Source organism: Rhodanobacteraceae bacterium (genome assembly GCA_016713135.1).
In the GTDB taxonomy this organism is placed as follows: domain Bacteria; phylum Pseudomonadota; class Gammaproteobacteria; order Xanthomonadales; family SZUA-5; genus JADKFD01.
In genome coordinates, this window is sequence record JADJPR010000002.1 from 365,143 (window position 1) to 385,689 (window position 20,547).

17 protein-coding genes and 1 pseudogene are annotated in these 20,547 nt (G+C 68.6%); 12 read left to right on the forward strand and 6 right to left on the reverse strand.

The window, feature by feature from the left end:
• Window positions 1-49 precede the first annotated feature (49 nt).
• The 5 genes and pseudogenes from IPK27_03850 to IPK27_03870 all read left to right on the forward strand — a co-directional run bounded on the left by IPK27_03850 (window position 50) and on the right by IPK27_03870 (window position 5,125).
• Window positions 50-2,020 carry a PAS domain S-box protein gene (locus IPK27_03850; GenBank protein ID MBK8066772.1) on the forward strand — a complete coding sequence of 657 codons (1,971 nt, stop codon included), beginning with the start codon at window positions 50-52 and terminating at the stop codon, window positions 2,018-2,020.
• Window positions 2,017-2,706, forward strand: coding sequence for a response regulator (locus tag IPK27_03855; GenBank protein ID MBK8066773.1), 690 nt, complete (start codon window positions 2,017-2,019; stop codon window positions 2,704-2,706). Before IPK27_03850 ends, IPK27_03855 begins: the two co-directional genes overlap by 4 nt.
• Window positions 2,634-3,125 (forward strand): annotated as a pseudogene (locus IPK27_03860) (PAS domain-containing protein). The gene IPK27_03855 and the pseudogene IPK27_03860 overlap by 73 nt, the downstream one beginning before the upstream one ends.
• A 148-nt stretch (window positions 3,126-3,273) precedes the next feature.
• Complete coding sequence (locus tag IPK27_03865; GenBank protein MBK8066774.1) at window positions 3,274-4,287, forward strand: PAS domain S-box protein; 1,014 nt, start codon at window positions 3,274-3,276, stop codon at window positions 4,285-4,287.
• A 136-nt stretch (window positions 4,288-4,423) separates the two neighbouring features.
• On the forward strand, window positions 4,424-5,125 hold the full coding sequence (locus tag IPK27_03870) for a response regulator transcription factor (protein ID MBK8066775.1): 702 nt from the start codon (window positions 4,424-4,426) through the stop codon (window positions 5,123-5,125).
• A gap of 13 nt (window positions 5,126-5,138) precedes the next feature.
• On the opposite strand, the gene IPK27_03875 is transcribed toward IPK27_03870, so the two are convergent.
• Window positions 5,139-6,719 carry a hybrid sensor histidine kinase/response regulator gene (locus tag IPK27_03875; protein ID MBK8066776.1) on the reverse strand — a complete coding sequence of 527 codons (1,581 nt, stop codon included), beginning with the start codon at window positions 6,717-6,719 and terminating at the stop codon, window positions 5,139-5,141.
• A 270-nt stretch (window positions 6,720-6,989) separates the two neighbouring features.
• Between IPK27_03875 and IPK27_03880 the strand changes: the two genes are divergently transcribed.
• On the forward strand, window positions 6,990-7,385 hold the full coding sequence (locus IPK27_03880) for a response regulator (protein MBK8066777.1): 396 nt from the start codon (window positions 6,990-6,992) through the stop codon (window positions 7,383-7,385).
• 53 nt (window positions 7,386-7,438) lie between these two features.
• Window positions 7,439-8,101: a hypothetical protein gene (locus tag IPK27_03885; protein MBK8066778.1), complete on the forward strand. Its 663-nt coding sequence runs from the start codon at window positions 7,439-7,441 to the stop codon at window positions 8,099-8,101.
• Between the two features lie 18 nt (window positions 8,102-8,119).
• Here IPK27_03885 and IPK27_03890 read toward each other — a convergent pair whose 3' ends face one another.
• Together IPK27_03890 and IPK27_03895 are read right to left on the reverse strand one after the other, a co-directional pair.
• Window positions 8,120-10,699, reverse strand: coding sequence for a protein kinase (locus IPK27_03890; GenBank protein MBK8066779.1), 2,580 nt, complete (start codon window positions 10,697-10,699; stop codon window positions 8,120-8,122).
• A complete protein-coding gene (locus IPK27_03895) occupies window positions 10,692-10,997 on the reverse strand; it encodes an alpha/beta hydrolase (GenBank protein ID MBK8066780.1) in 306 nt (101 codons plus the stop codon). Before IPK27_03895 ends, IPK27_03890 begins: the two co-directional genes overlap by 8 nt.
• A 624-nt stretch (window positions 10,998-11,621) precedes the next feature.
• Between IPK27_03895 and IPK27_03900 the strand changes: the two genes are divergently transcribed.
• Entirely contained in the window at window positions 11,622-13,178 is a 1,557-nt protein-coding gene (locus IPK27_03900; GenBank protein ID MBK8066781.1) for a hypothetical protein, read from the forward strand.
• Here IPK27_03900 and IPK27_03905 read toward each other — a convergent pair.
• A complete protein-coding gene (locus IPK27_03905; GenBank protein ID MBK8066782.1) occupies window positions 13,097-14,251 on the reverse strand; it encodes an acetate/propionate family kinase in 1,155 nt (384 codons plus the stop codon). The genes IPK27_03900 and IPK27_03905 overlap by 82 nt on opposite strands.
• A gap of 3 nt (window positions 14,252-14,254) precedes the next feature.
• Complete coding sequence (locus tag IPK27_03910; protein ID MBK8066783.1) at window positions 14,255-15,205, reverse strand: phosphate acetyltransferase; 951 nt, start codon at window positions 15,203-15,205, stop codon at window positions 14,255-14,257.
• Between the two features lie 117 nt (window positions 15,206-15,322).
• On the opposite strand from IPK27_03910, the gene IPK27_03915 reads away from it, so the two are divergent.
• The 3 genes from IPK27_03915 to IPK27_03925 are packed head-to-tail and all read left to right on the forward strand — an operon-like array spanning window position 15,323 to window position 18,900.
• The gene (locus IPK27_03915) at window positions 15,323-17,407 is read left to right on the forward strand and encodes a hypothetical protein (GenBank protein MBK8066784.1); all 2,085 of its coding nucleotides are present in this window, start codon (window positions 15,323-15,325) and stop codon (window positions 17,405-17,407) included.
• Between the two features lie 47 nt (window positions 17,408-17,454).
• Window positions 17,455-18,372: a hypothetical protein gene (locus IPK27_03920; GenBank protein MBK8066785.1), complete on the forward strand. Its 918-nt coding sequence runs from the start codon at window positions 17,455-17,457 to the stop codon at window positions 18,370-18,372.
• Between the two features lie 57 nt (window positions 18,373-18,429).
• Complete coding sequence (locus IPK27_03925) at window positions 18,430-18,900, forward strand: DUF3598 domain-containing protein (protein MBK8066786.1); 471 nt, start codon at window positions 18,430-18,432, stop codon at window positions 18,898-18,900.
• A gap of 386 nt (window positions 18,901-19,286) precedes the next feature.
• Here the strand turns inward: IPK27_03925 and IPK27_03930 are convergent, their stop codons facing one another.
• Complete coding sequence (locus IPK27_03930) at window positions 19,287-19,985, reverse strand: alpha/beta fold hydrolase (protein ID MBK8066787.1); 699 nt, start codon at window positions 19,983-19,985, stop codon at window positions 19,287-19,289.
• A gap of 115 nt (window positions 19,986-20,100) precedes the next feature.
• Here IPK27_03930 and IPK27_03935 point away from each other — a divergent pair, with 115 nt between their 5' ends.
• Entirely contained in the window at window positions 20,101-20,445 is a 345-nt protein-coding gene (locus IPK27_03935; GenBank protein MBK8066788.1) for a YkgJ family cysteine cluster protein, read from the forward strand.
• Window positions 20,446-20,547 lie beyond the last annotated feature (102 nt).

The following is a 20,547-nucleotide window of genomic DNA, read 5'->3' on the forward strand; positions in this document are numbered from 1 at the left end:
GCCGCATGATCGTTGTAGACTGTAACCGGGCCGATTCGGTGGGAACGACGTGAGCGAAGCTGCCGCCGCGCGCGTGGAATCGCAGGAGAGCGCCGACTGGCGCCAGGTGTACGAATTGATTGACCAGCCGGTGCTGTGGGCGCGGATGGCCAGCGACGGCAGCGTACGTATCAGCGACCTCAACCCGGCGGCCTGCGAATGGCTGGGCTGCCGCGTCCCGGAAGCGATCGGGCGCGAGCTCGAAGCGGTGTGCCCTGGTGGCTGGGGGCCGCAGTGGGCGGAGCAGCACCGGATCGCAGTGCGCACCGGCGCCAGCATCTGCTGGGCAGCCCCGGCGCAGCTGCCGTCGCCGGGTGGCCAGGCGCCGGCCCAAATCCGCCTGCTGGCAGTGCCGGACGGCTCCGGCGGACAGCTCATCACCAGCGTGGTGCGCCACCTGCCCCGCGCGATGCTGGAGCAGGGCGAACTCAGGCGCACCACGCAGTTGCTGCAAGCGATCGTGGAGCAGCAGCCCGAATGCGTGAAACTGGTCGACAGCGACGGCACGCTGGTGCAGATCAATCGCGCTGGACTGGCCGTGCTCGGCGTCCGCGACATTTCTGCGGCCAATCGCATCGGCTTGCTGAACTTCGTGCACGCAGATGATCGCGAACGCTTCGCCAGCTTCCATCGCGCGGTCTGCGCAGGCCAACCCGGCCGCCTGCAGTTCCGTCTGGTCAGCCTGGAAGGGCGCGTGCTGCACATCGAGAGCGCCGCCACGCCGATGCGTGATCCGCTCAGTGGGCGCATCCGCCACCTCGCGATCACCCGCGACCTCACTGCCAGCGTGCTGGCTGAGCAGGCGCTGGCCCGCAGCGAGCACCGCCTGGAATGGGTGCTGCGGACGGCCGGCATCGGCATCTGGACGCTCGATCTCAGGACCCTGCAGGCAACCCGCTCACTGGAGCACGATCGTTGCTTCGGCTACCAGGAACTGTGTCCCGAATGGGGCCAGCAGATCTTTCTGAACCATGTGCACCAGGAAGATCGCGCGCGGGCCAAGGACGCGATGGCCAGGGTCATTTCCTGCGGCGAGGAACTCGACCTCGAGGTCCGCGTGATCTGGCCCGACGGCAGCCTGCACTGGATCTGGGGCCGCGCGGTGGTCGAGCACGATGATGGCGCCGCTCGGCTAGCCGGCATCGTGGTCGACGTCACTGCGCGAAAGGCCATCGAGCAAGCCTTGCTGGACCTCAACGCCGGGCTTGAACGAAGGGTCGCGGAACGCACCGCCCAGCTGGATGCGAGCAACCAGGAATTGCGCGCGTTCACCCAGTCGGTTTCGCACGATCTGCGCGCGCCGCTGCGCGGCATCCTCGGCTGGAGCGAAGCGCTCGACGAGGACGCCGGCCCGGCACTCGACAGCCTTGCGCGCGGCCATTTGACGCGGATCCGTCAGGAAGCCCGGCGCATGAGCGATCTGGTCGAGGGGCTGCTGCGGCTTGCACGCATCGCCCAAAGCGGGCTGCAAGTGCGCGAGGTGGATGTCAGCGCGCTGGCGCAGGAAATCGTCGGTCGCCTGCGCGACGAATCAAGGGAAACCGCGATCCCGGTCGACATTGCCCCCGGCATCCGCGTGCGCGCGGACCGCCCGCTGCTGGACCTTGCGCTCGCCAACCTGCTGCAGAACGCCTTCAAGTTCTGTGCCCCCTGCCCCGCTGCGCGGATTCGCGTCAGCGCCGCATCCGACGGCGGCGAAACCGTCATCCACGTGCACGACAACGGAGTCGGCTTCGATCCGCAACGCGCCAGCGAACTGTTCCAGCCCTTCGTGCGACTGCACAGTCCCACCATCTTCCCCGGGACCGGGATCGGCCTGGCCACGGTCGACCGCATCATGCGCCGCCATGGCGGGCGCGCCCAGGCACAGTCGATTCCTGGCCAGGGTACGTGTTTCAGCCTGCATTTTCAGGCAGACGCATCAATCCGAGCCAGGTCGAGGAACTGCTGGCCAGTGCGCGGAGCCTGCGGCTGCTGTTGATCGAGGACAACGAGGGCGACGCCGCGCTGCTCGAGCGCCACCTGCGGCGCGGCGGCTTCGAGGTCGAGGTGACGCGCGTTGAAACCGCCGGGGATCTCGCCGCGGAACTCGCGCCAGGACGCTGGGACCTGGTGATCTCCGACTTCGTCCTGCCCGGGCTCGGTGCGCTGCAGGCGCTGACCACCGTGCGCGCGGTCGATCCGGACCTGCCGTTCATTGTCGTCTCCGGGCTGATCGGAGAAGAGCCGGCGGTGGACCTGATGCGCATGGGTGCCAACGACTATGTCATGAAGGACCGAATGGCGCGCCTGGTGCCGGCGATCGAGCGCGAGCTGCTGGAAGCCGTGCGCCACCGCGAGCAGCGGCGGATGGACCGCGTGCTCGAAGCGCAGTACCAGATGGTGCGGGTGGCGCTGAAGGCCACCGGGGATGGCGTCTGGGACTGGAATCCGCAGACCGGCGCCACCGTGCTGTCCGACGAGTTCAAACGCATCCTCGGCTTCGAACCGCACGAATTCCCGGACGACATGGCCGCCTGGCGGATCCGGGTGCACCCGGACGACCTGCCCCAGGTCGAACGCGACGAGGCCAGCCACTATGCGGCGGCTCTCCGATGTATCGCAGCGAGTATCGCGTGCGCTGCCGCGATGGCAGCTGGAAGTGGGTCCTCGACCGCGGCACCGTGATCGAGCGCGACAGCGACGGCCTGCCGATCCGCGAGGTGGGCACGCTGTCGGACATCTCGGCAATCCGCCGCAGCGAGGCCGAATTGCGCGAGAGCCACGCGGTGCTGCGCAAGCTGGCGCGCCAGGCACCTGGCGTGCTCTACCAGTTCCGGCGGCATGCGGACGGGCGCATGGACCTGCCCTACGTCAGCGAGGCGGCGCAGGAATTGTGGGGTCTGTCGTCGGCGCAACTGCTGGACAGCGCCGATGCGGCCTTCGCCCAGGTGGATGCGGACGACCTGATGCCGCTGTACGCCTCCATCGACGCCAGCGCGCGTGGACTGGTGCCCTGGTCGCACGCCTATCGCATCCACGTACCTGGCCGCGGGGTGCGCTGGATGCACGGCGAGGCACAACCGGAACCGCTCGCCGACGGCAGCATCCTCTGGCACGGCTTCATCCGCGACATCACCGAGCAGCGCGAAGCCGAGGCCGAGCTGCGCCTGCTGCAGACCTGCATCAATCAGGTCAACGATGCCGTGGTGGTGACCGCCGCCGAGCCCCTCGCCGGGCCGCGGGCCGCGCATCGTGTACGTCAATCCAGCCTTCGAACGCCAGACCGGCTATCGCGCGGAGGAGGTGCTCGGGCGCACCCCGAGGCTGCTGCAGGGCGCGGGAACCGACACCGCCGAGCTGCAGCGCATCGGCGCCGCACTGCATGCCTGGCAACCAGTGCGTGCCGAAGTGCTGAACTACCGCAAGGATGGCAGCGCATTCTGGACCGAAATGGCGATCTCGCCGGTCGTCGACCGCTCGGGCAGTTACACCCACTGGGTGTCGGTGCAGCGCGATGTCAGCGTGCGCAAGCAGTCCGAGGCCGAACGCGAGCACCTGATTCGCGAACTCGAGAAGCGCAACAGCGAACTCGACACCTACAACCATTCGGTGGCGCACGATCTGCGCAATCCGGTGATCTCGATCCGCGGCATGGCCGATCTCGCGCGGATGGCCATCGAAGCCAACGACCCGACGCGCGCTGGCGATTGCATCGCACGGATCGCGCGCTCTGCTGACCAGGCCGACACCTTGATCCGCAACCTGATGGAACTGGCCAAGCTGGGCAAGCGCGCGATCCGCTTGCAGCCATTGCCGGCGCGGGACGCGTTCGAGTCGATGCGCGCCGCTCTGGACCTGCAGATCGCCGCGGTGAGCGCGCAGGTGCGGCTGGAGGTGCCGGACGGGCTGGTTCTGCACAGCGATCCGGTCCTGCTGCAGATGATCTTCGGCAATCTGGTCGGTAACGCGCTCAAGCATCGCCACCCGGGGCGCGCGCCGCTGATTGTCGTTGACATCCGCGAGAGCGCGCGCCCGGCCGGTTGGCGCATCGATGTCCGCGACAATGGCATCGGCATCCATCCGGAGCTGCATGACCGCGTGTTCCGTCTGTTCGAGCGCGTCGATGACCGCTCGGAGGGCACCGGCGTGGGCCTGGCACTGGTGGACCGCGCAGCGCGCCTGCTGGAGGGCGAGGTATGCCTGGTGGAGTCGGCCCCGGGACACGGCAGTTGCTTCTCGGTATGGCTGCCGGCGCTGGCGGCGTGAACCCTGAGGCGCGCGCCGGCGCGGCCAGCCTGGGGCCGTGCGGCGCCAGCGTGCGGCCGCGTCCGCGCGCGTGCCTCTCGCCGCGAACTCGCGTAGCCTGCGGCGCAACGATCGAGCGCAGGCGTCGTCCATGAACATGCCATCGCAAGCGCCCAGCCATCGCGTGATCGTCGCCGACGACCACCCCCTGTTTCGCGAGGCTCTGGTCGGCCGCGTGCGGCGCCTGTTGCCGTCGGCCGGAATCGCCGAAGTGGCGGACTTGCCGGCGCTGCAGGCAGCGCTGGCCGGGCAAGACGACATCGACCTGTTGCTGCTCGACCTCAACATGCCGGGAGCCGAGGGATTGTCCGCGCTGGTGCACGCGCGGGCGCTGGCACCTGGCACGGCCGTGGTGGTGGTCTCGGCGATGGACGATCCCGCCGTGATGGACCGCGCGATGGGCCTGGGCGCCGCGGGCTTCCTGTCCAAGTCCGCCGACCTCAAGCAGGTGGGCGACACGCTGGCCCGGGTGCTGTCCGGCGACATCGTGCTGCCGGCGGCGCTTTCCGGTGGTGCCGGTCCGGCGCTGAACGAAGCCGAGGCAAACGCAGCGCGGCGCATCGCGCAGCTGTCGCCCCAGCAGTACCGGATTGCGACCATGCTCGCCGCGGGCCGGCTGAACAAGCAGATCGCCTGGGATCTCGGGATCACCGAGGCCACGGTCAAGGTGCACATGTCGACCATCCTGCGCAAACTCGGCGCGCAGAACCGCACCCAGGTGGCGCTGCTGATGCAACTGCTGAACTTCGAGCGCGCCGTGGGCGACGCCGCGGCGCCTGCCGAGATCAGGCGGAGCTGACCGCGCGCACGGCTCAGCGCCGGCGCACCGCCTCCAGCAAGGCGCGCAGGCGCGCCGCGCGCATCGGCTTGTGCAGCACCGGAATGCCGGCGCCAGCGGCGGCGGCGGCCAGTTCGCTGCTGCGGTCGGCAGTCAGCAGGATCGCGTGCGGTGGACGTAGCGCCTCTGCGATGAGAGACAACCCGTCGTTCGCGGGATCGCCGTCGAACTGAAAATCGACGATCAGCGCGTCGAACTGCCGCTGCTGCATCGCCCCCTCCGCGGCCGCGCGCGAACTCGCGACCGCGACCTCCGCACCCCAGCCGGCAAGCAGCAGTTGCATCGCCTGCAGCGCCTGCTCGTCGTCATCCACGCACAGCACGCGCAGCGCCAGCGCCGGTGCCGGTGCCGGGGGCGCGACCGGAATGGCGCAAGGCGCCCCAGCCGCCACGGGTTTGCGCCAGGCCTGGGCGAATTCGACGCTGAAGCGCGAACCGCGGCCCTCACGCGATTGCGCGGACAGGCGGTGGCCGAGCAGATGGCAGATGCGCGCACAGATCGCCAGCCCCAGGCCGAGACCGCGCTCACCCCAAGGCGAGCCGGTGCCAACGCGCTGGAACTCCTCGAAGGCACGCGGCAGCTTCTCGCTGGCGATACCGAGCCCGGTATCCACGACATCGAGGCGGATGTTCCCGCCGCACCGGCGCACGCCGACCAACACCCCGCCGCGCGCGGTGTAACGCAAGGCGTTCGAAATCAGGTTCTGCAGCACCCGCCGCAGCAGGCGCCGGTCACTGCGCACCAGGTAGCGACAGGATCCGAGGCGCAAACGCAGCTTCCGGCTGTGGCTGACCGAGCCGAACTGGTCCAGCAGGCCGCGCAGCAGATCCTCCAGATCCACGTCCTCGAATGTCGGGCGCACCGCACCGGTGTCCAGCCGGGCGACATCGACGAGCACATCGATGACCTCCTCGGCACTGCGCAGAGCGATGTCGATGCGCTCTGCCATCAGCCTCCCGGCAGGCGACAGGTCCGGCTGCTCGGAGAGCGTCGAGGCGAAGATCCGTGCTGCATTCAACGGCTGCAGCAAATCATGGCTGGCCGCCGCGAAGAAGCGCGTCTTGCTGAGATTGGCCTGCTGCGCGGCCTGGCGCGCGTGATCGAGCGCCTGGGTGCGCTCCAGCACGCGCTGCTCGAGGCTTTCGGTGTTGCGCCGCAGCTCGCGTTCCAGGCGCTTGTGCGCGCTGATGTCGGCAATGGTCCACAGATGCCCCAGCGCCGGTATCGCCGCGCGCCGGAGTTCGAAGCACTGGTCCCGGTCCGCGGCCAGCAGCGGGACACCGGTTGCAGCACCCAGCCAGGCATTCCACGCCTGTGCCTGCACCTGGTCCGGCGCACCCGCCGACACCCGCATCACCCATTTGCGCAGCACCTCGGTCACGCAGCCACCGGGGACGGGGTCCAGTGCGGCCTGCGCCAATTGCCGACGCGCGGCGTCATTGCACAGCAGCATGCCGCCCGACAGGCCTTCGAGCAGCACCGGCATCGGCAGGCGTTCGATGACCTGCTGCATGCCGCGGGCATCTTCGCTGGTCAATGCATGCGCTTCTGACATCATCGGCGGGCCCGGACGGTTGCGGAAAATTACACCAATGTGGCCTGATCCCGCCGGCTCGCGGGCCTGCCGGCGTGAACCGGGAATAACACTTTGGTTGCAGCCGGACCAGGGGCCAACCGGGACCGTCCCGCTTGGGTTAGGCTGTGGCTGTTGCCGGAGGGTGCATGCCAGCGCCCGGCATCGGTGGCTTCCTGCGGATGGCTGGTGGATACGGGTGTTGCAGCCGGGAGTGGTGCCTTGAGCGACGGGGGCAGTACCGCCACCATCGTGCTGATCGAAGACGACAGCGTTCAATCCGAGCTGATCCAGCTCGCGGCGTTGGAAGCGGGTCTGCGGGCGGCCATGCACTGTGTCAGCGACGGCCGCGAAGGTCTGCGGCGGCTGCGCCGGTGGATCGACCGCAGCGAGGTCCCGGCGCCGGATCTGGTGCTGCTCGACATCAAGCTACCGGGGATGAACGGCATCGAGATCCTGCAGGCATTGCAAGCGGACGGCAACGCAGTCCCGTTCCCGATCGTGATGCTCACCTCGTCGAAAATCGCGGATGACCTGATCGACTCCTTCGGTCATGGTGCGGTGAGCTACTTCGTCAAGCCGTCCGGGTTTGCGGAGCTGATCCGGCTGATGGACACCATCGGGCGTCGCTGGCTCGACCGGAACTGAGCCCGAAACCGACGCCAATCCGCGTTGTTCCATTTTCTGTCCGAGGTTTCCGGATGACCGGCAAGCTGCTCAACACCCTTCTGCGTCAGGCCACCGTTCGATTCCCCGCACCCGCAATGCCCGCGATCCGGAGCGCCCTGGCGAAGCTCGGCGCACCCTCTCTGACTCCACTGTACGAGAGCTTCAATGGCGGCTATTTCTTCGGAGGCGCGCTGGAGATCTTCCCGGTGGGGACCAGCCACTACACCGAGATCGAGTCCTGGAACGATGCCGCGGGATGGCGCAAGGATTTCGACCAGGATCTGGACGGCATCGTGTTCTTTGCCCATGACCTGTTCTGTTTCCCCTATGGCGTGCGCGGAGAAGCCGTCGTCCGGTTGAACCATGAGACCGGCGAAATCGAGCCCCTGGCGGCTACCCTGACGCTCTTTCTTGAGCAGTTGCTGGACGAATGCGATTACTACTCCGGGCAATCGCTGCTGGAGGAATGGGAGGAGGAACACGGTCCTCTGCCGATTGGCCAGCGGCTATTCGCCAAAATGCCCTTCGTCCTGGGCGGCGACTGGGAGACCGACAACCTGTGGGCCTCGGAACCGCTCCCGGTGCTGGCGTTCCGGGCCTTTTGTGCGAAGCACCTGAAGGGCAAGGCCGATGGCACGCGGGTCTCTATCAGCCTGCCGAACGGCAAGCGGTTGCGGGGTGTCCTGCAGCGATAGCGTCGGCGCTGCCGGCGCTCAAGGCGCAGGCTGGGCCTTGGCGCGGAACTCCGCAGCGCGCGCTTCGTCGCCCAGTCCGGTCCAGGCATCAGCCAGGCGCTGGTAGGCCTCGCGGGTGCGCGCGTGGGTGGGGCCGAAGCGCGCTTCCAGCGCCGGCAAGACCGCCTCCAGGCGCTCGCGCGCGGCATCGAAACGCTGGCGCGCCAGATCGCACGCGGCCGCCTGGCTGCTGAAACTGGCGTAATGGATGTGCTCGCGGCCGAGGGTCTGCTCGACCAGCGGCAGCAGTTCGGCGAACTCGCGCGCGGCCTCGTCCACGCGGCCGAGCTTCAGCAACAGCGTGGCGTGCTGGTTGCGCGCGGCCAGCGTCTCTTGGTTTGGCGATCCGATATCCGCTTCGATCGCCATGCCGCGTCCGGTCAGCGCCAGCGCCTCGTCCAACTGCTCCGATTGCGCCAGCGCACCTGCAAGGATGTTCAGGTTGGCGATGAACTGCGGCGAACGCGACTCGCCATTCTTTTCCATCGCCGCGATCACCTCGCGCAGGATCGGCTCGGCCTCGGCCGGCCGTTGCAGCGAGACCAGACCGGCGGCCAATTGGGTTGCCGCGTTGAGCGTGCTGCGGTGGCCCTCGCCGTAAGCCGCCTTGCGCTTCTCGTAGACCATCCGGTACAGCGGCTCGGCTTCCGGCAACCGGCCCTGGCGGTGCAGCGCCTGGCCCAGCGCCTTGACCGTGTACAGGGTCTGCGGGTGGTCTGGGCCGAGGCGCGCGCTCTCGCTGGCCATCACCTCGCGCAGCAGCGCCTCGGCCGCCGGAAAATCACCGAGGAACAACTGGGCATAGGCGAGGTTGTAGCGCGCGCCGTCGTATTCCTCCGGCGATTCGCGCTGAAGCGCGTCGCCGCTGCGCGCCAGCACCTCTTTCAACTGCACCACCGCCGCCTCGGCCTCGCCCTTGCCCTGCATCACCTGCGCCTGCGCCAGGCGCACGCGGTCGGCGGCCAGGCCCGGATCCAGGCCGACGCTGCGCATGTCGCGCAGCAGTCCATCGTAGGCGGCGAGCGCGGCATCCAGCTCGCCGCGGCGTCCGAGTTCGTCGGCGCGCATCTGCTCCAGGCGGAAGCGCTCGGGGCTGTGCGCACCGAAGCCCTGTTCCACCCACGGCTGTGCGCGATCCAACAGCTTCTCCGCGCGCGCACTGTCGCCCAGGCCGCCCCAGGTGCGCGCCAGCAGCATCGCCACCTGGCCCGCGGCGCGCGGCTCGCGCAGGCCGGCCAGCGCCAGCTCGGCGCCATCCAGCACCTCGTGCAGTGGGCGATCCTGGCTGCCGCCGGTCTCGGGATCCGCGCTGACCAGCATCTGCTCGACGAAATCGTTGACCGCCGAAAGCTCGGCGCTGCGCGCGGTGGCCTCGGCCAGCGCGCGGGTGGCGCGTTCGGCGGCACGCAGGCTGACGACCGTCGCGACCACCAGCGCCACCAGCACCACCGAGGCGGCCGCCACCGCGATGCGGTTACGCCGCACGAACTTGCGCGCGAGGTACCAGGCGCTCGGCGCGCGCGCCAGGATGGGGCGATGTTCGAGATAGCACGTGAGATCGTCCGCCAGCGCCTGCGCGCTCTGGTAGCGCGCCTGCGCGTCGCCGGCGAGCGCCTTCATCACGATGATCTCAAGTTCGCCGCGATACTCGGGCCTGAGGGCGGAGAGTTGTCGCGGCACCGCTTTCTCGCGGTGACGGATCACCTCGATCAGCGAGGAATTGCGCACTGCAAACGGCAGATCGCCCGTCAGCAGCTCGTAGGCGATCACGCCGAGTGCGTAGACATCGCTGCGCGCGTCCACTCTGGTCGGATCGCCGGAGAGCTGCTCCGGGCTCATGTAGTGCGGCGTGCCGACCATCTCGCCGACATAGGTCAGGCGCCCGGCCACCGCCGGCTCGACATCGATGGCGCGCGCCACGCCGAAATCAAGGATCTTCGGCTGGCCCTGGGCGTCGACCAGGATATTGTCGGGCTTGAGGTCGCGGTGCACGATGCCGCGCACATGCGCGTGCTGCACCGCCTCGGCCAGCGCCACCAGTACGCGCAGCCGGCGCTCCAACGACCAGCGACCTTCCTCGGCCGCGGCCAGCAGCGGCCGGCCCTCGACATATTCCATCGCCAGGTAAGGCAACTCGCCCTGCGGCGTGAGCGCACTGCCGCTCTCGTAAACCCGCGCGATGCCCGGATGCTCCAGCGCCGCGAGGAACCGCGCCTCGTGCTCGAAGCGCTCGCGCAGGCGCGGGCTGACCAGTTCCTGGCGGATGGTCTTGAGCGCCACGCGCCGCTCCGGATTCGGCTGGATCGCGAGGTACACGCTGCCCATGCCGCCGGTACCGATGCGCTCCAGGATGCGGTAGGGCCCGATGCGCTCCAGGTCGCCGGCGCCGGCGCCCTCGCCCGCCACCGGTGCCGCCGTGTCCAGCGAGGCCGGCGCCAGCAGCGCCTCCACCTCGCGCGCCAGCGCCGAATCCTGGCGACGCAACTCCGCCAGCTCGCGCTCGCGCGTCGCAGCGTCCAGGCGCGCCCAGCGGGCGGCGGTCTCACGGGCATCATTCACTGCGCGGCGTCTCCGGCCCAGGGTTGGGCCGATGCTGCCATGCGTGGGCGCGAAAATGCCGCTGCAGCGCGAGTACGAAGTGGCCGTCCATCTCCGTCGTGTTGTGGTCAGTGTCCAGCCACTGCACGGATGGATGCTGCGGGAAGGCGCGAGCGAGGCGCTCGGCGTGCACCGGCGGAATGATCTCGTCCTGGCGCGCGACCAGCAGCAGGGTCTGCGCCGTGCACCTTCTTGGCGTCGACTGCTGCGTCGAAGCGCTCGCGCAGCAGCCAGCGCACCGGCATCCACGGGTAATGATGGCCGGCGACCGCCATCAGGCTGTCGTAGGGCGTGATCAGCGCCAGCCGGCCGATGCTGCGCCGCGCCGCCAGGTGCAGCGCCACGCCGGTGCCGACGCTGCGCGCGAGCACATCAACGGTCGCGTGCGCCGCGATGATGTGGTCGTACAGCGCGAGCGCGTCGCCCTTGAGCGCGGTTTCGCCGGGGCTGCCCTCGCTGGCGCCATAGCCGCGGTACGCAACCAGGTAGACCGTGTGCCGCGGGAACCAGCGCGCGTAGCGCTCGCGCTGCCAGCCGATCTCTTCAGCATTGCCGCCGAAATACAGCAGGGCGCGCGGCTGGCCGGGATTGAGGCGCCAACCGCGCAGGACCACGCCATCGCGATCGAGCGCGAAGTCGGTGCTGGATGCGGGAACCCGCGTGGCCTGCGGCTGGTAGAGCATCTGCCGCTGCAGCAGGAACAGCAGCGCACACAGCACCAGATAGGCGAGGAGAAGGGTGGTGGCCAGGCTGGTCAGCATGCGCTTCATCGGATCGGCACCGGGGACTTCCGCCGCGACGATACGCCGGTGTCCACCGGCGTGATCTCCCGGCCTGCCCGCTTGCGTACTGGACGGACAAGGCAATCCCAAGGAGCAACCCGATGACCCTGAGCAAGCCGCGCGCTGCGCTCGCCCGTACCCTCGTTTGCGCGCTGACGGCCGTCAGCGCCAGCGCCGTCGCCGGCAATCCGCCGCTCGATGGCCTTCCCGACCCCGGATTCGGCACCGCCGGGCGCGCGATCATCGATGTCACCAGCCAGGCGGCGCAGGGCGAATACGCGGTGGCGATCGCACAAGCGCCGTCGGGCACGCTCTATGTCGGGGGCGGCGGCTTCAACTCCGGGCGTTTCGTCATCGCGCGGCTGAACCCGGACGGATCACGCGTGACCAACTTCGGTACCAACGGGCTGGCGCGCGACAGGCCCTCCGGCGACGCCTCGCTGACCTTCCTGCTGGGCGACCTGAAGACCGCTGCCGACGGCAAGCCGCTGGCCACCGGCTGGGCCATCGGCCCGGACGACTCGGACGTGGTGCTGTGCCGCTACAACGTCGCCGGCAACCTGGACACCAGCTTCGGCGGCGACGGTTGCGTGCGCCCCGAGCTGGACTTGATCGCCAATGGCAGCGAGACCGCACAGGCGCTCGCGGTGCTGGCAGACGGCAAGTTCCTGATCGCCGGCAGCATCGAGACGCCGAACTTCAACAACCCGGGCAACTCGGCGCTGCTGCTGCGGCTGAATGCCGATGGCAGTGTCGACCAGGGTTTCGGCGTCAACGGACTGCGCACGCTGACTGTCGACAACGGCACCACCAGCGCGCGCTCGATCGCGCTCGGCAGCGATGGCTCGATCTACCTCGGCGGCACTTTCAAGCCGGCCAGCAGTCCGAATGACTTCGAGCGCTTCGTCGCCAAGTACACGGCGAATGGTGCGCTGGTGGGGGGGTTCGGTGCCAATGGCGTTGCCGAGATCAGCTTCGACGACTTCGACGTCAACGAGGAAACCTTGGACTATGCCGGGTCGCTGCTGGTCGATGCGCAAGACCGGATATACGACTGCGGCGCCAGCCGCAGCTTCAACCCCGGCACGCTGTTGGTGTTCTCCGCTGCGCGCCTGACGCCGCAGGGCCAGCCCGATGGCAGCTTCGGCAGCGGCGGACGCATCTACCGCACCTTCAACGATCTCTACAACGTCAGTTACGTCAACGGCTGCGCGCTGCAGGGCAGCAAGCTGGTCGCGGCACTGCACACCGGCAACACCGGCCCCGGCAGCGACTTCCGCCTGGCGCTGATGCGCCTGGCCGAGGACGGCAGCGGCGACCCGAGCTTCGGCGCCGGCGGCTCAATCGAGTACCCGATCGACCTCGGCGGCAACGGCATCGGCCACGAATTCGGCGTCGGCGTGATCAACCAAGGTGAGCACCTGCTGGTGCTGGGCTCGGCCTCACCGAATCCGTCGGTGGCCGACGGCCCCTATAGCTACGCGGTGGTGCGCGCACTGCGCGACGAGGTGTTCCGCGGCGGCTTGGGTGGCGGGGGGGGGGGCCCGCGTCTCCGCGTTCAAGCGCTGACGCGATCTCACAACAGCGCGAGGGTCTCGCGCGCGATCACCTGTTCCTCGTCGGTGGCGATCACGTGCACGGCGATGCGACTGTCGTGACGGCTGATGCGCACCGCGTTCGCCGCGTTGGCCGCGGGGTCGAGCGTGACGCCGAGCCAGCCGAGGCGCTCCACCACCGCAGCGCGAACCGGCGCGGCGTGCTCGCCGATGCCGGCGGTGAACACCAACGCGTCGAGGCCACCGAGCGTGGCTGCCAGCGCGCCGACCTCGCGCACGATGCGGTGCACGAAGTGTTCGATGGCGGCGCGCGCACCCGGAACATCGCTGGCGAGCAGCACACGCATGTCGCTCGACACGCCGGAAATACCGAGCAACCCCGAGCGCCGATAGAGCAACTCTTCCAGCGCAGCGGCGTCCATTCCGTGCGCCGCCATCAGGTGCAGCAGCACGCCCGGATCGACCTGGCCGCAGCGGGTGGCCATCGGAATCCCGTCCAGCGCAGAGAACCCCATGCTGCTGGCGACGCTGCGGCCGGCTTCCAGCGCGCACAGGCTGGCGCCGTTGCCGAGGTGCAGCACGATGGTCTTGCCGGCCGCCGCGCGCGCATCGACCTGCGGCAACACGGCAGCGATGTACTCGTAGGAGAGCCCGTGAAAACCGTAGCGACGGATGCCCTGCCGGTGCAGCGCATCCGGCAGGGCATAGCGCTGCTCGACCTCGGCGTGGCTGCGGTGGAAGGCGGTGTCGAAGCACGCCACTTGCGGCAGTTCGGGATGGCGCAGCGCGATCTCGCGGATTGCCGCCAGGTTGTGCGGCTGATGCAGTGGCGCCAGGGGCACCAGCGCCTCCAGCGCGGCGAGCACCTGCGCATCGACCCGAACCGGCGCGGCGAGGTCCATGCCGCCATGCACCACGCGGTGACCTACCGCGTCATATCCATGGCCGGTACGCGCCAGGTGGTCCAGCAGCCAGTCAAGCGCCTCTGCCTGGCCCGCTTCGCTCAAGCCAAGCTCGGGCAACACGCTGCCATCGCTGCTGCGCCCACTGAAACGCGGGGCGCCGCCAATGTCACTGACGCTCCCGCGAACGCGCACGGCCAGCGTGCCACGGGCACCGTCGTAAAGCGCGAACTTCAGGCTGGACGAACCGGCGTTGAGTACCAGCACGCGCATTGCTCAGGCGCCACTCAAGGCCGATTTCATCCGCTGCGTCCGGTGATGCACCAGCAGCACCGCGATCGCGACCGAGGCCAGACGCGCCTCCAGCGTGTCGGCGCGGCTGGTCAGGATGATCGGCACGCGTGCGCCGACAACGATTCCGGCCGCATCCGCGTCAGCCATGAAGGACAAGCTCTTCGCCAGCATGTTGCCGGCCTCGAGGTCCGGCGCGATCAGGATGTCGGCACGACCGGCGACTGGCGAATCGAGCTTCTTGATGCGCGCAGCAGTCAGGCTCACCGCATTGTCCAACGCCAGCGGACCATCCAGCAGCCCACCGGTGATCTGTCCGCGATCGGCCATCTTGCACAGCGCGGCTGCCTCGATGGTCGACTGGATCTTCGGGTTGACCGACTCGGTGGCAGACAGGATGGCCACCTTGGGCTGGGGATTGCCCAACGCCTGCGCCAGGTCGATCGCGTTCTGCACGATGTCGACTTTCTCTGCCAGCGTCGGAAAGATGTTGATCGCCGCGTCGGCGATGATCACCACGCGATCGAGGAGCGGCACATCCATCACGAAGCAGTGGCTGATGCGCCGTTCGGTACGCAACCCGGCTTCGCGCGACACCACCGATCCCAGCAGCTCATCGGTGTGCAGGCTGCCTTTCATCAGCATGGTCGCACGGCCTTGGGCCACGAGCTGGGTCCCGCGCGCTGCAGATTCATGGCTGTGCGCCGTATCGATCAGCTCATAGGGCGTGATATCGAGCCCGGCCTCGGCGGCGGCCGCCTCGATGCGTGCCCGCGGCCCGACCAGGATCGGCTTGATCAAGCCCATCTGGGCGGCACGGATCGCGCCGGAAAGCGACGGCTCGTCGCAGGGATGCACGATTGCGCAGGGTTCGTCCGGCAGGTCGATGCAGAAATCGATGAGGCGCTGGTACTTGGAGTGTCGAGGCTCGTTCATCGATGCAGTATGTCCCAACCCGCCACGAGACCGCGCTCGAACCCAGGCAAGGAACACACTCCGGCGCACCGGTTCGCGCTAACCTTTGCACCGATCCTTCACACAGGTCACCAAGTGATGCCGAAATTCCTGCCGCTCCTGGCCTGTCTCATCGCCTGCAGCGCGGGCGCCGCCAATCTGCAGATTCCGACAGGCCATCCGCGCCTGTGGTTCGGCAATGCCGCGCGCCTGACGCAGGCGCAGGCCCACTTCAGCACGACACCGTTCACACCGCAGGGCAGCGACATCCAGTTCGAGCGCGCGCTGCGCGGCCTGCTGACCGCCAACAACGCCGATTGCGACGCCGCCGTCAGCCACCTCACCGGCTGGCTGGTCGAGAACAACGGCAGCCGGCGCGACGCGCTGCGCCAACAGGGCGAGGAACTGCTGGTCATCTACGACTGGTGCCACCAGCGGATGTCGCCGGCGCAGATTGCCACCCTGGTGACACGCTGGAACGGCTACCTCGACAGCGAGATCGCAGATGGTTTCGCCAACCAGGGCGCCGAGGCCAACAACTACTGGTGGGGACGCACGCGCAATGCCTTGATGTGGGGCATCGCCAGCTACGGCGACAACCCGCGCGCCCAGGAGTACATCGACCACGCGCTGGATGTGCGCCTGGACCAGTGGTTCGCCGGCTGGTACCAGGACTTCGGCCGCGGTGGGGTGTTCCCCGAGGGCGGCGACTACGGCGTGGTCAGCCTGAGCTATCCGTTGATTCCCTTCGCCAGCGCGGCCGATTTCGGCTACGACCCCTATGCCCGGACGCCCTATTTCCGCGAGGCGATATACGCCCTGCTCTACGGCACCACGCCGGGGCCGACCACGGTCAGCGGCAGCTGGTCCGGCGGTCCGCTGCTGTTCCCGTTCAACGACGACGAGAACTTCCACCTGGGCGGCACGATCAACGCACGCGAGTACCTCGGTGACTTCGCGCGCTTCATGGGCACGCGCCTGCCCGCGCTCGGCAATGCGCGCCACGCGCGCGCCTGGCTGGCGCAGACCGGTGCCGGGCGCCGCTGGCTGTTCGACGCGCTCGGCGGCACTGGCAGTGTCGCCGACTACGGCGAACTGCCGCTCGACTACTACGCCCCGGGCGCCGGGGTGCTCGACAGCCGCACCAGCCACGACGCCAGCGCGATGGCCGTGCACCTGCAGCTCGGCACCCCGGGGCACATCGAACACCGGCATTACGACGGCGGCAGTTTCCAGGTCTGGCGCAAGGGCCGCTTCCTGACCCGCGAGAGCGCCGGCTATTCGGACCAGCTGCGCGGCTTCATGGGCACCGGCAGCATCGACACCGAACACCCGCTGGCGCACAACACGCTGCTGTTCGAAGGCTGGAATACCGGGCGCTGGGTCGGCAGCGGGCCGCGCGTGATCCCGCCGGGTGGCGACCGCGGCGAGAACCCGCGGGGCCTGCCGGATGTGGTGCGGCTGCAGCACGCGCCTCAGTTCAGTTTCGTCGCCATCGACTACTCCGACGCCTACCGCAACATGCCGGACAGTAGGGTCGACTGGCCCTACGCCGACAAGGCGGTGCGCGAATTCGTGTTCATCCGCCCGCTTGAGGCGCTGGTGATCCTCGACCGCATGCGCGGATCGGCCGATTCGCTGTTGCCCTGGTACAACGGCGGCGGCTGGCTGCTGAGCGGTCCGCATCTGACCGCGGACCAGGTGCGGCGCACCTTCGTCATGCACTTCGAGACCCAGCCGACCGCCAGCGGCAACCGGCTCTCCGCTGTTCTGGGGTCGCAGACGGCAGAGTTGATCACCTTGCTGCCGGCTGCGCCGAGCTTCCGTCTGATCGACGAGGATCTGCCCGGCGACGAGCAGGCGGGGCAGTACCGGCTGGAACTGGATTCGATCGGCAGCGCGGAGAGTTACTTCCTCAACGTCGTGACCGGTTACGACAACGGTGAAGCCCAACTCGGCGCCGCGCTGGTCGACAACGGGAGCAACTGGACCCTGAGCCTGAGCCATCCGACCCGAGGCAGCGCCAGCCTGACGCTGCAGAAGGGCATGGCCTCATCGGGTGGCAGCCTGACGGTCGGCGCCACGACCACCGCGCTGCGGGCCGACGCGCAAGGCATCGTCGTGACCGATGCGCGCCCGGTCTGGGCCGATGGCGATGCGCTGTTCGGCAACGGATTCGAGTAATCCTTCGACTTGCGTAGACTGGCGGGTTTCCACCCTGCGCCGATCGCATGTCCCCGTGGCTGGCCATCAAGCGCGAACTGCGCGACCTGCTGTCGCTGTGGCTGGTGCCGGGCCTGGCCGCGGTGTTGCCATGGCACTGGTGCCTGGCGATCTACTGGTGGCTGGCCGGAAGCCGGCTGCTGATGCGCGAGGAGGTCGGCGGCAGCCGCGGTGGACGCCAGATGCTCGGCCTCGCGGCGAACGATCCGGAGTTCGACCGCCGCTTCCGCTTCGGCTTCCTGCTGGAACACGCCGACCTGTTCCGCGCACTCGGACGCGGCTGGCGCGGCCTGGCGCGCACCATGCCGCTGACGCGCCACGACACCGCGCCCGCCTCGGGCGGTTTGTGCTTCTTCTACAACTTCAACCAGGGCCTGCCGGCGCTGGCGACCCTGCGCGCCGCCGGCTACCACGTCTACCTGGTCTACCGCTCGCTCGACGCCCGCCCGCCCGGCGTCGGCTGGCTGCGCTACGGCTACATGCGCCTGCGGCTGTGGATGGTCGCGCAGGTGTGCGGCAATGCCGGCATCGGCACCGGCGGCGCGCGCGAACGGATCGCCGCCACCATTGCGGACGGCGGCCTGGTGTGCGTGGCGGCGGATACCCCGCCGCGCCCCAACACCGGACTGGTGCCGGTGCGCTTCCCGGACGGACGCCCGGCCTGGTGGCGCAGCGGTGTGCTCAAGCTCGCCCTGCAACTGCCGGGTGCCAGGCGCTGCTTCAGCGTGCGCCTGGACTGGGCCACGCGCCAGCGCACGTTGGACCTGAAACTGCTGCCGCCCACCCAGGACCTGGGCGAACTGGTCGGCCAGTTGAACGAGGAATTCCTCGACATCCTGGCCGGGCAATCGGAGCTGTGGTTCTACTGGCCGGGCCCACAGGGCTTCTTCCAGTTCCCCGAGGGTGGGCGCCTGGATCTGGAATGACGGCGATCAATGCCGCCGGTCCCATCGCGCCTAAGCTCACGGCAAAGGAGAACGCCGATGCAAACCCTGCAGCAAGCCATGCCCACACTCGCCCGCCACGCGGGCACCTGGGAAGGCCAGTGCCGCTACTACGACGCTGCCGGAGAACTGGTCGATGAGCACCAGTCGCGCCTGATTTGCAGCTTTCCGGAAGACGGCCCGTATCCTTACCTGCAGACCAACGTCCACCGCTGGGCCGACGGCCGCAGCGAAACCCGGGTGTATCCGGCCACCTGTTCGAATGGTCGCGTGCACTGGGATTCAGCCGAGATCAGCGGCTGGGCCGCCGAGGTTGCCGCGGACCCGGACGGGCTGACCCTGATGCTGCGCTGGATACCGCGCGCCGAACCCGCCGTATGCGTGCACGAATGGGTGCAGCTCTCCGCCTGCGGACGCTTCCGCTCACGCATAGGCCAGTGGGTCGAGGATGGTCGCGTGCGCCTGCGGATGATCAGCGACGAGGAGCGCGTGGAAGGGGCCGCAGGCTAGCGGCTCGCGCTGGCTTGTGAGAGTTCCGGTCGCCCCTGGCCGGTGCGCTTGCTCGCGCATCGAACTTCTTCGCGACCCGCGCCACTTTTTTGTCCGCAAAGGACGCAAAGAACGCAAAGGAAGCGAAAGCGGTTTCCGCTCTTCTTTGCGCTCTTCGCGTCCTTTGCGGACAAACTGCTCTTCAGATCAATGAGTTATCGGATGTTTGGTGTGAGCTGACTCTGTCGGCGATCTCTTCCGGCAGTCGACGGCAGAAGATCGCGGCTGAAGCCGCTCCCACCGGGTTCTCGGCACGCCGGCTCTTGCCGCCGACAACCGACAACCAGCAACCGACAGCCTGGAAGGGGGCAGATCGCAGTGGCGACCACCTCAGACGCCTGCCACGCCTACTGGATCAAATTCACCTGAGTGGCCGCAGTGCTGGTCAGCAGGCCGAAATGGCCGAGCGCATAGGTGTAGCTGCCGGTTTCGCCGGGCACGCTGGATGAGTGCACGCCACCGACGGTGCAGAAGCCGGTCGAGCAGACGATCTGGTCGCTCCACGACTTGATCGAATAGCTGCGCGCGGCGAAGCCGCCTGACTGCAGGCCGTTGACGAAGGGGCTGCCGACCGACAGGCCCCAGGAGCCGCAGGTGCTGGTGATGACGTTGAAGGGATAGCTGCCGCAGCTCCACAGCCCGCGGAAGGCGCCGGCGATGCCGACGAAGGTATGCACCGAGCCGGCCAGGCCCAGCTTGGCGATTTCGCGCGCGGCGAGCGTGGCGCCCATCGAATGCCCGAGCACATCGATCTTGCCGGTACAGGACGCGGCCCTGGCCTGGGTCAGCGCGTTCGCGACCGGCGTTTCCTCGCTGCCGTAATGGTCGTTGCAGGCCGGACAGCTCTTGCTGCCCCAGTCCGGCCGAAAGATCTGGCTGGTCGAATAGCCGCGGGCGCGCAGTTCGTTGTAGGTATTGGCGAAGTCGCTGGGCTTGCCGGCATTGCCGTGCACCAGCACCACGTTGTCGACACAGGCTGCCGGCGCCGACGCGGCGATCGCGCATCCCAGGATTGCGGCGCCGAGCGCCACCATACGTACGTTCATGCCACCCTCCCCGGTACAGAACGGACGGCCGCCCCCGCGACCGTTTCGTCGCCGATAGTATGCCCGCGCCCCTGCATGCGCCCCTGTCCGTTGGTACAGGTACGAGGACCTGCCGATGACCCACCCCTGCCTGAGTTGCGGCGCCTGCTGTGCCGCCTTCCGCGTGCCGATGTACTGGTCGGAAGCCGAAGACCGCGGCATCGACCCGGGACTGACCGAGAAGATCGATCCGCTGCGCGTGGCGATGCGCGTGGAGGACGCGCTGCACCTGCGCTGCATCGCCCTCGATGGAGAGATCGGCATGAACACCGCCTGCCGCATCTACGTGCAACGCCCCAGCCCCTGCCGCGACCTCACGGCAGCCTGGGAACATGGTCAGCCGAGCCCCCAGTGCGACCGCGCCCGCGCGCGCCACGGGTTGCCACCGCTGACGCCCGCGGATTGGTCGGCACCTGGGTGAGTGGAGGTTCGTTGTTGGTTGTTGGCTCTTGGTTGTCGGCAGCGAAGCTCGCACACCGCGCCGCCTGTGAGAGTCCCGGTCGCCCCTGGCCGGCGCGCTTGT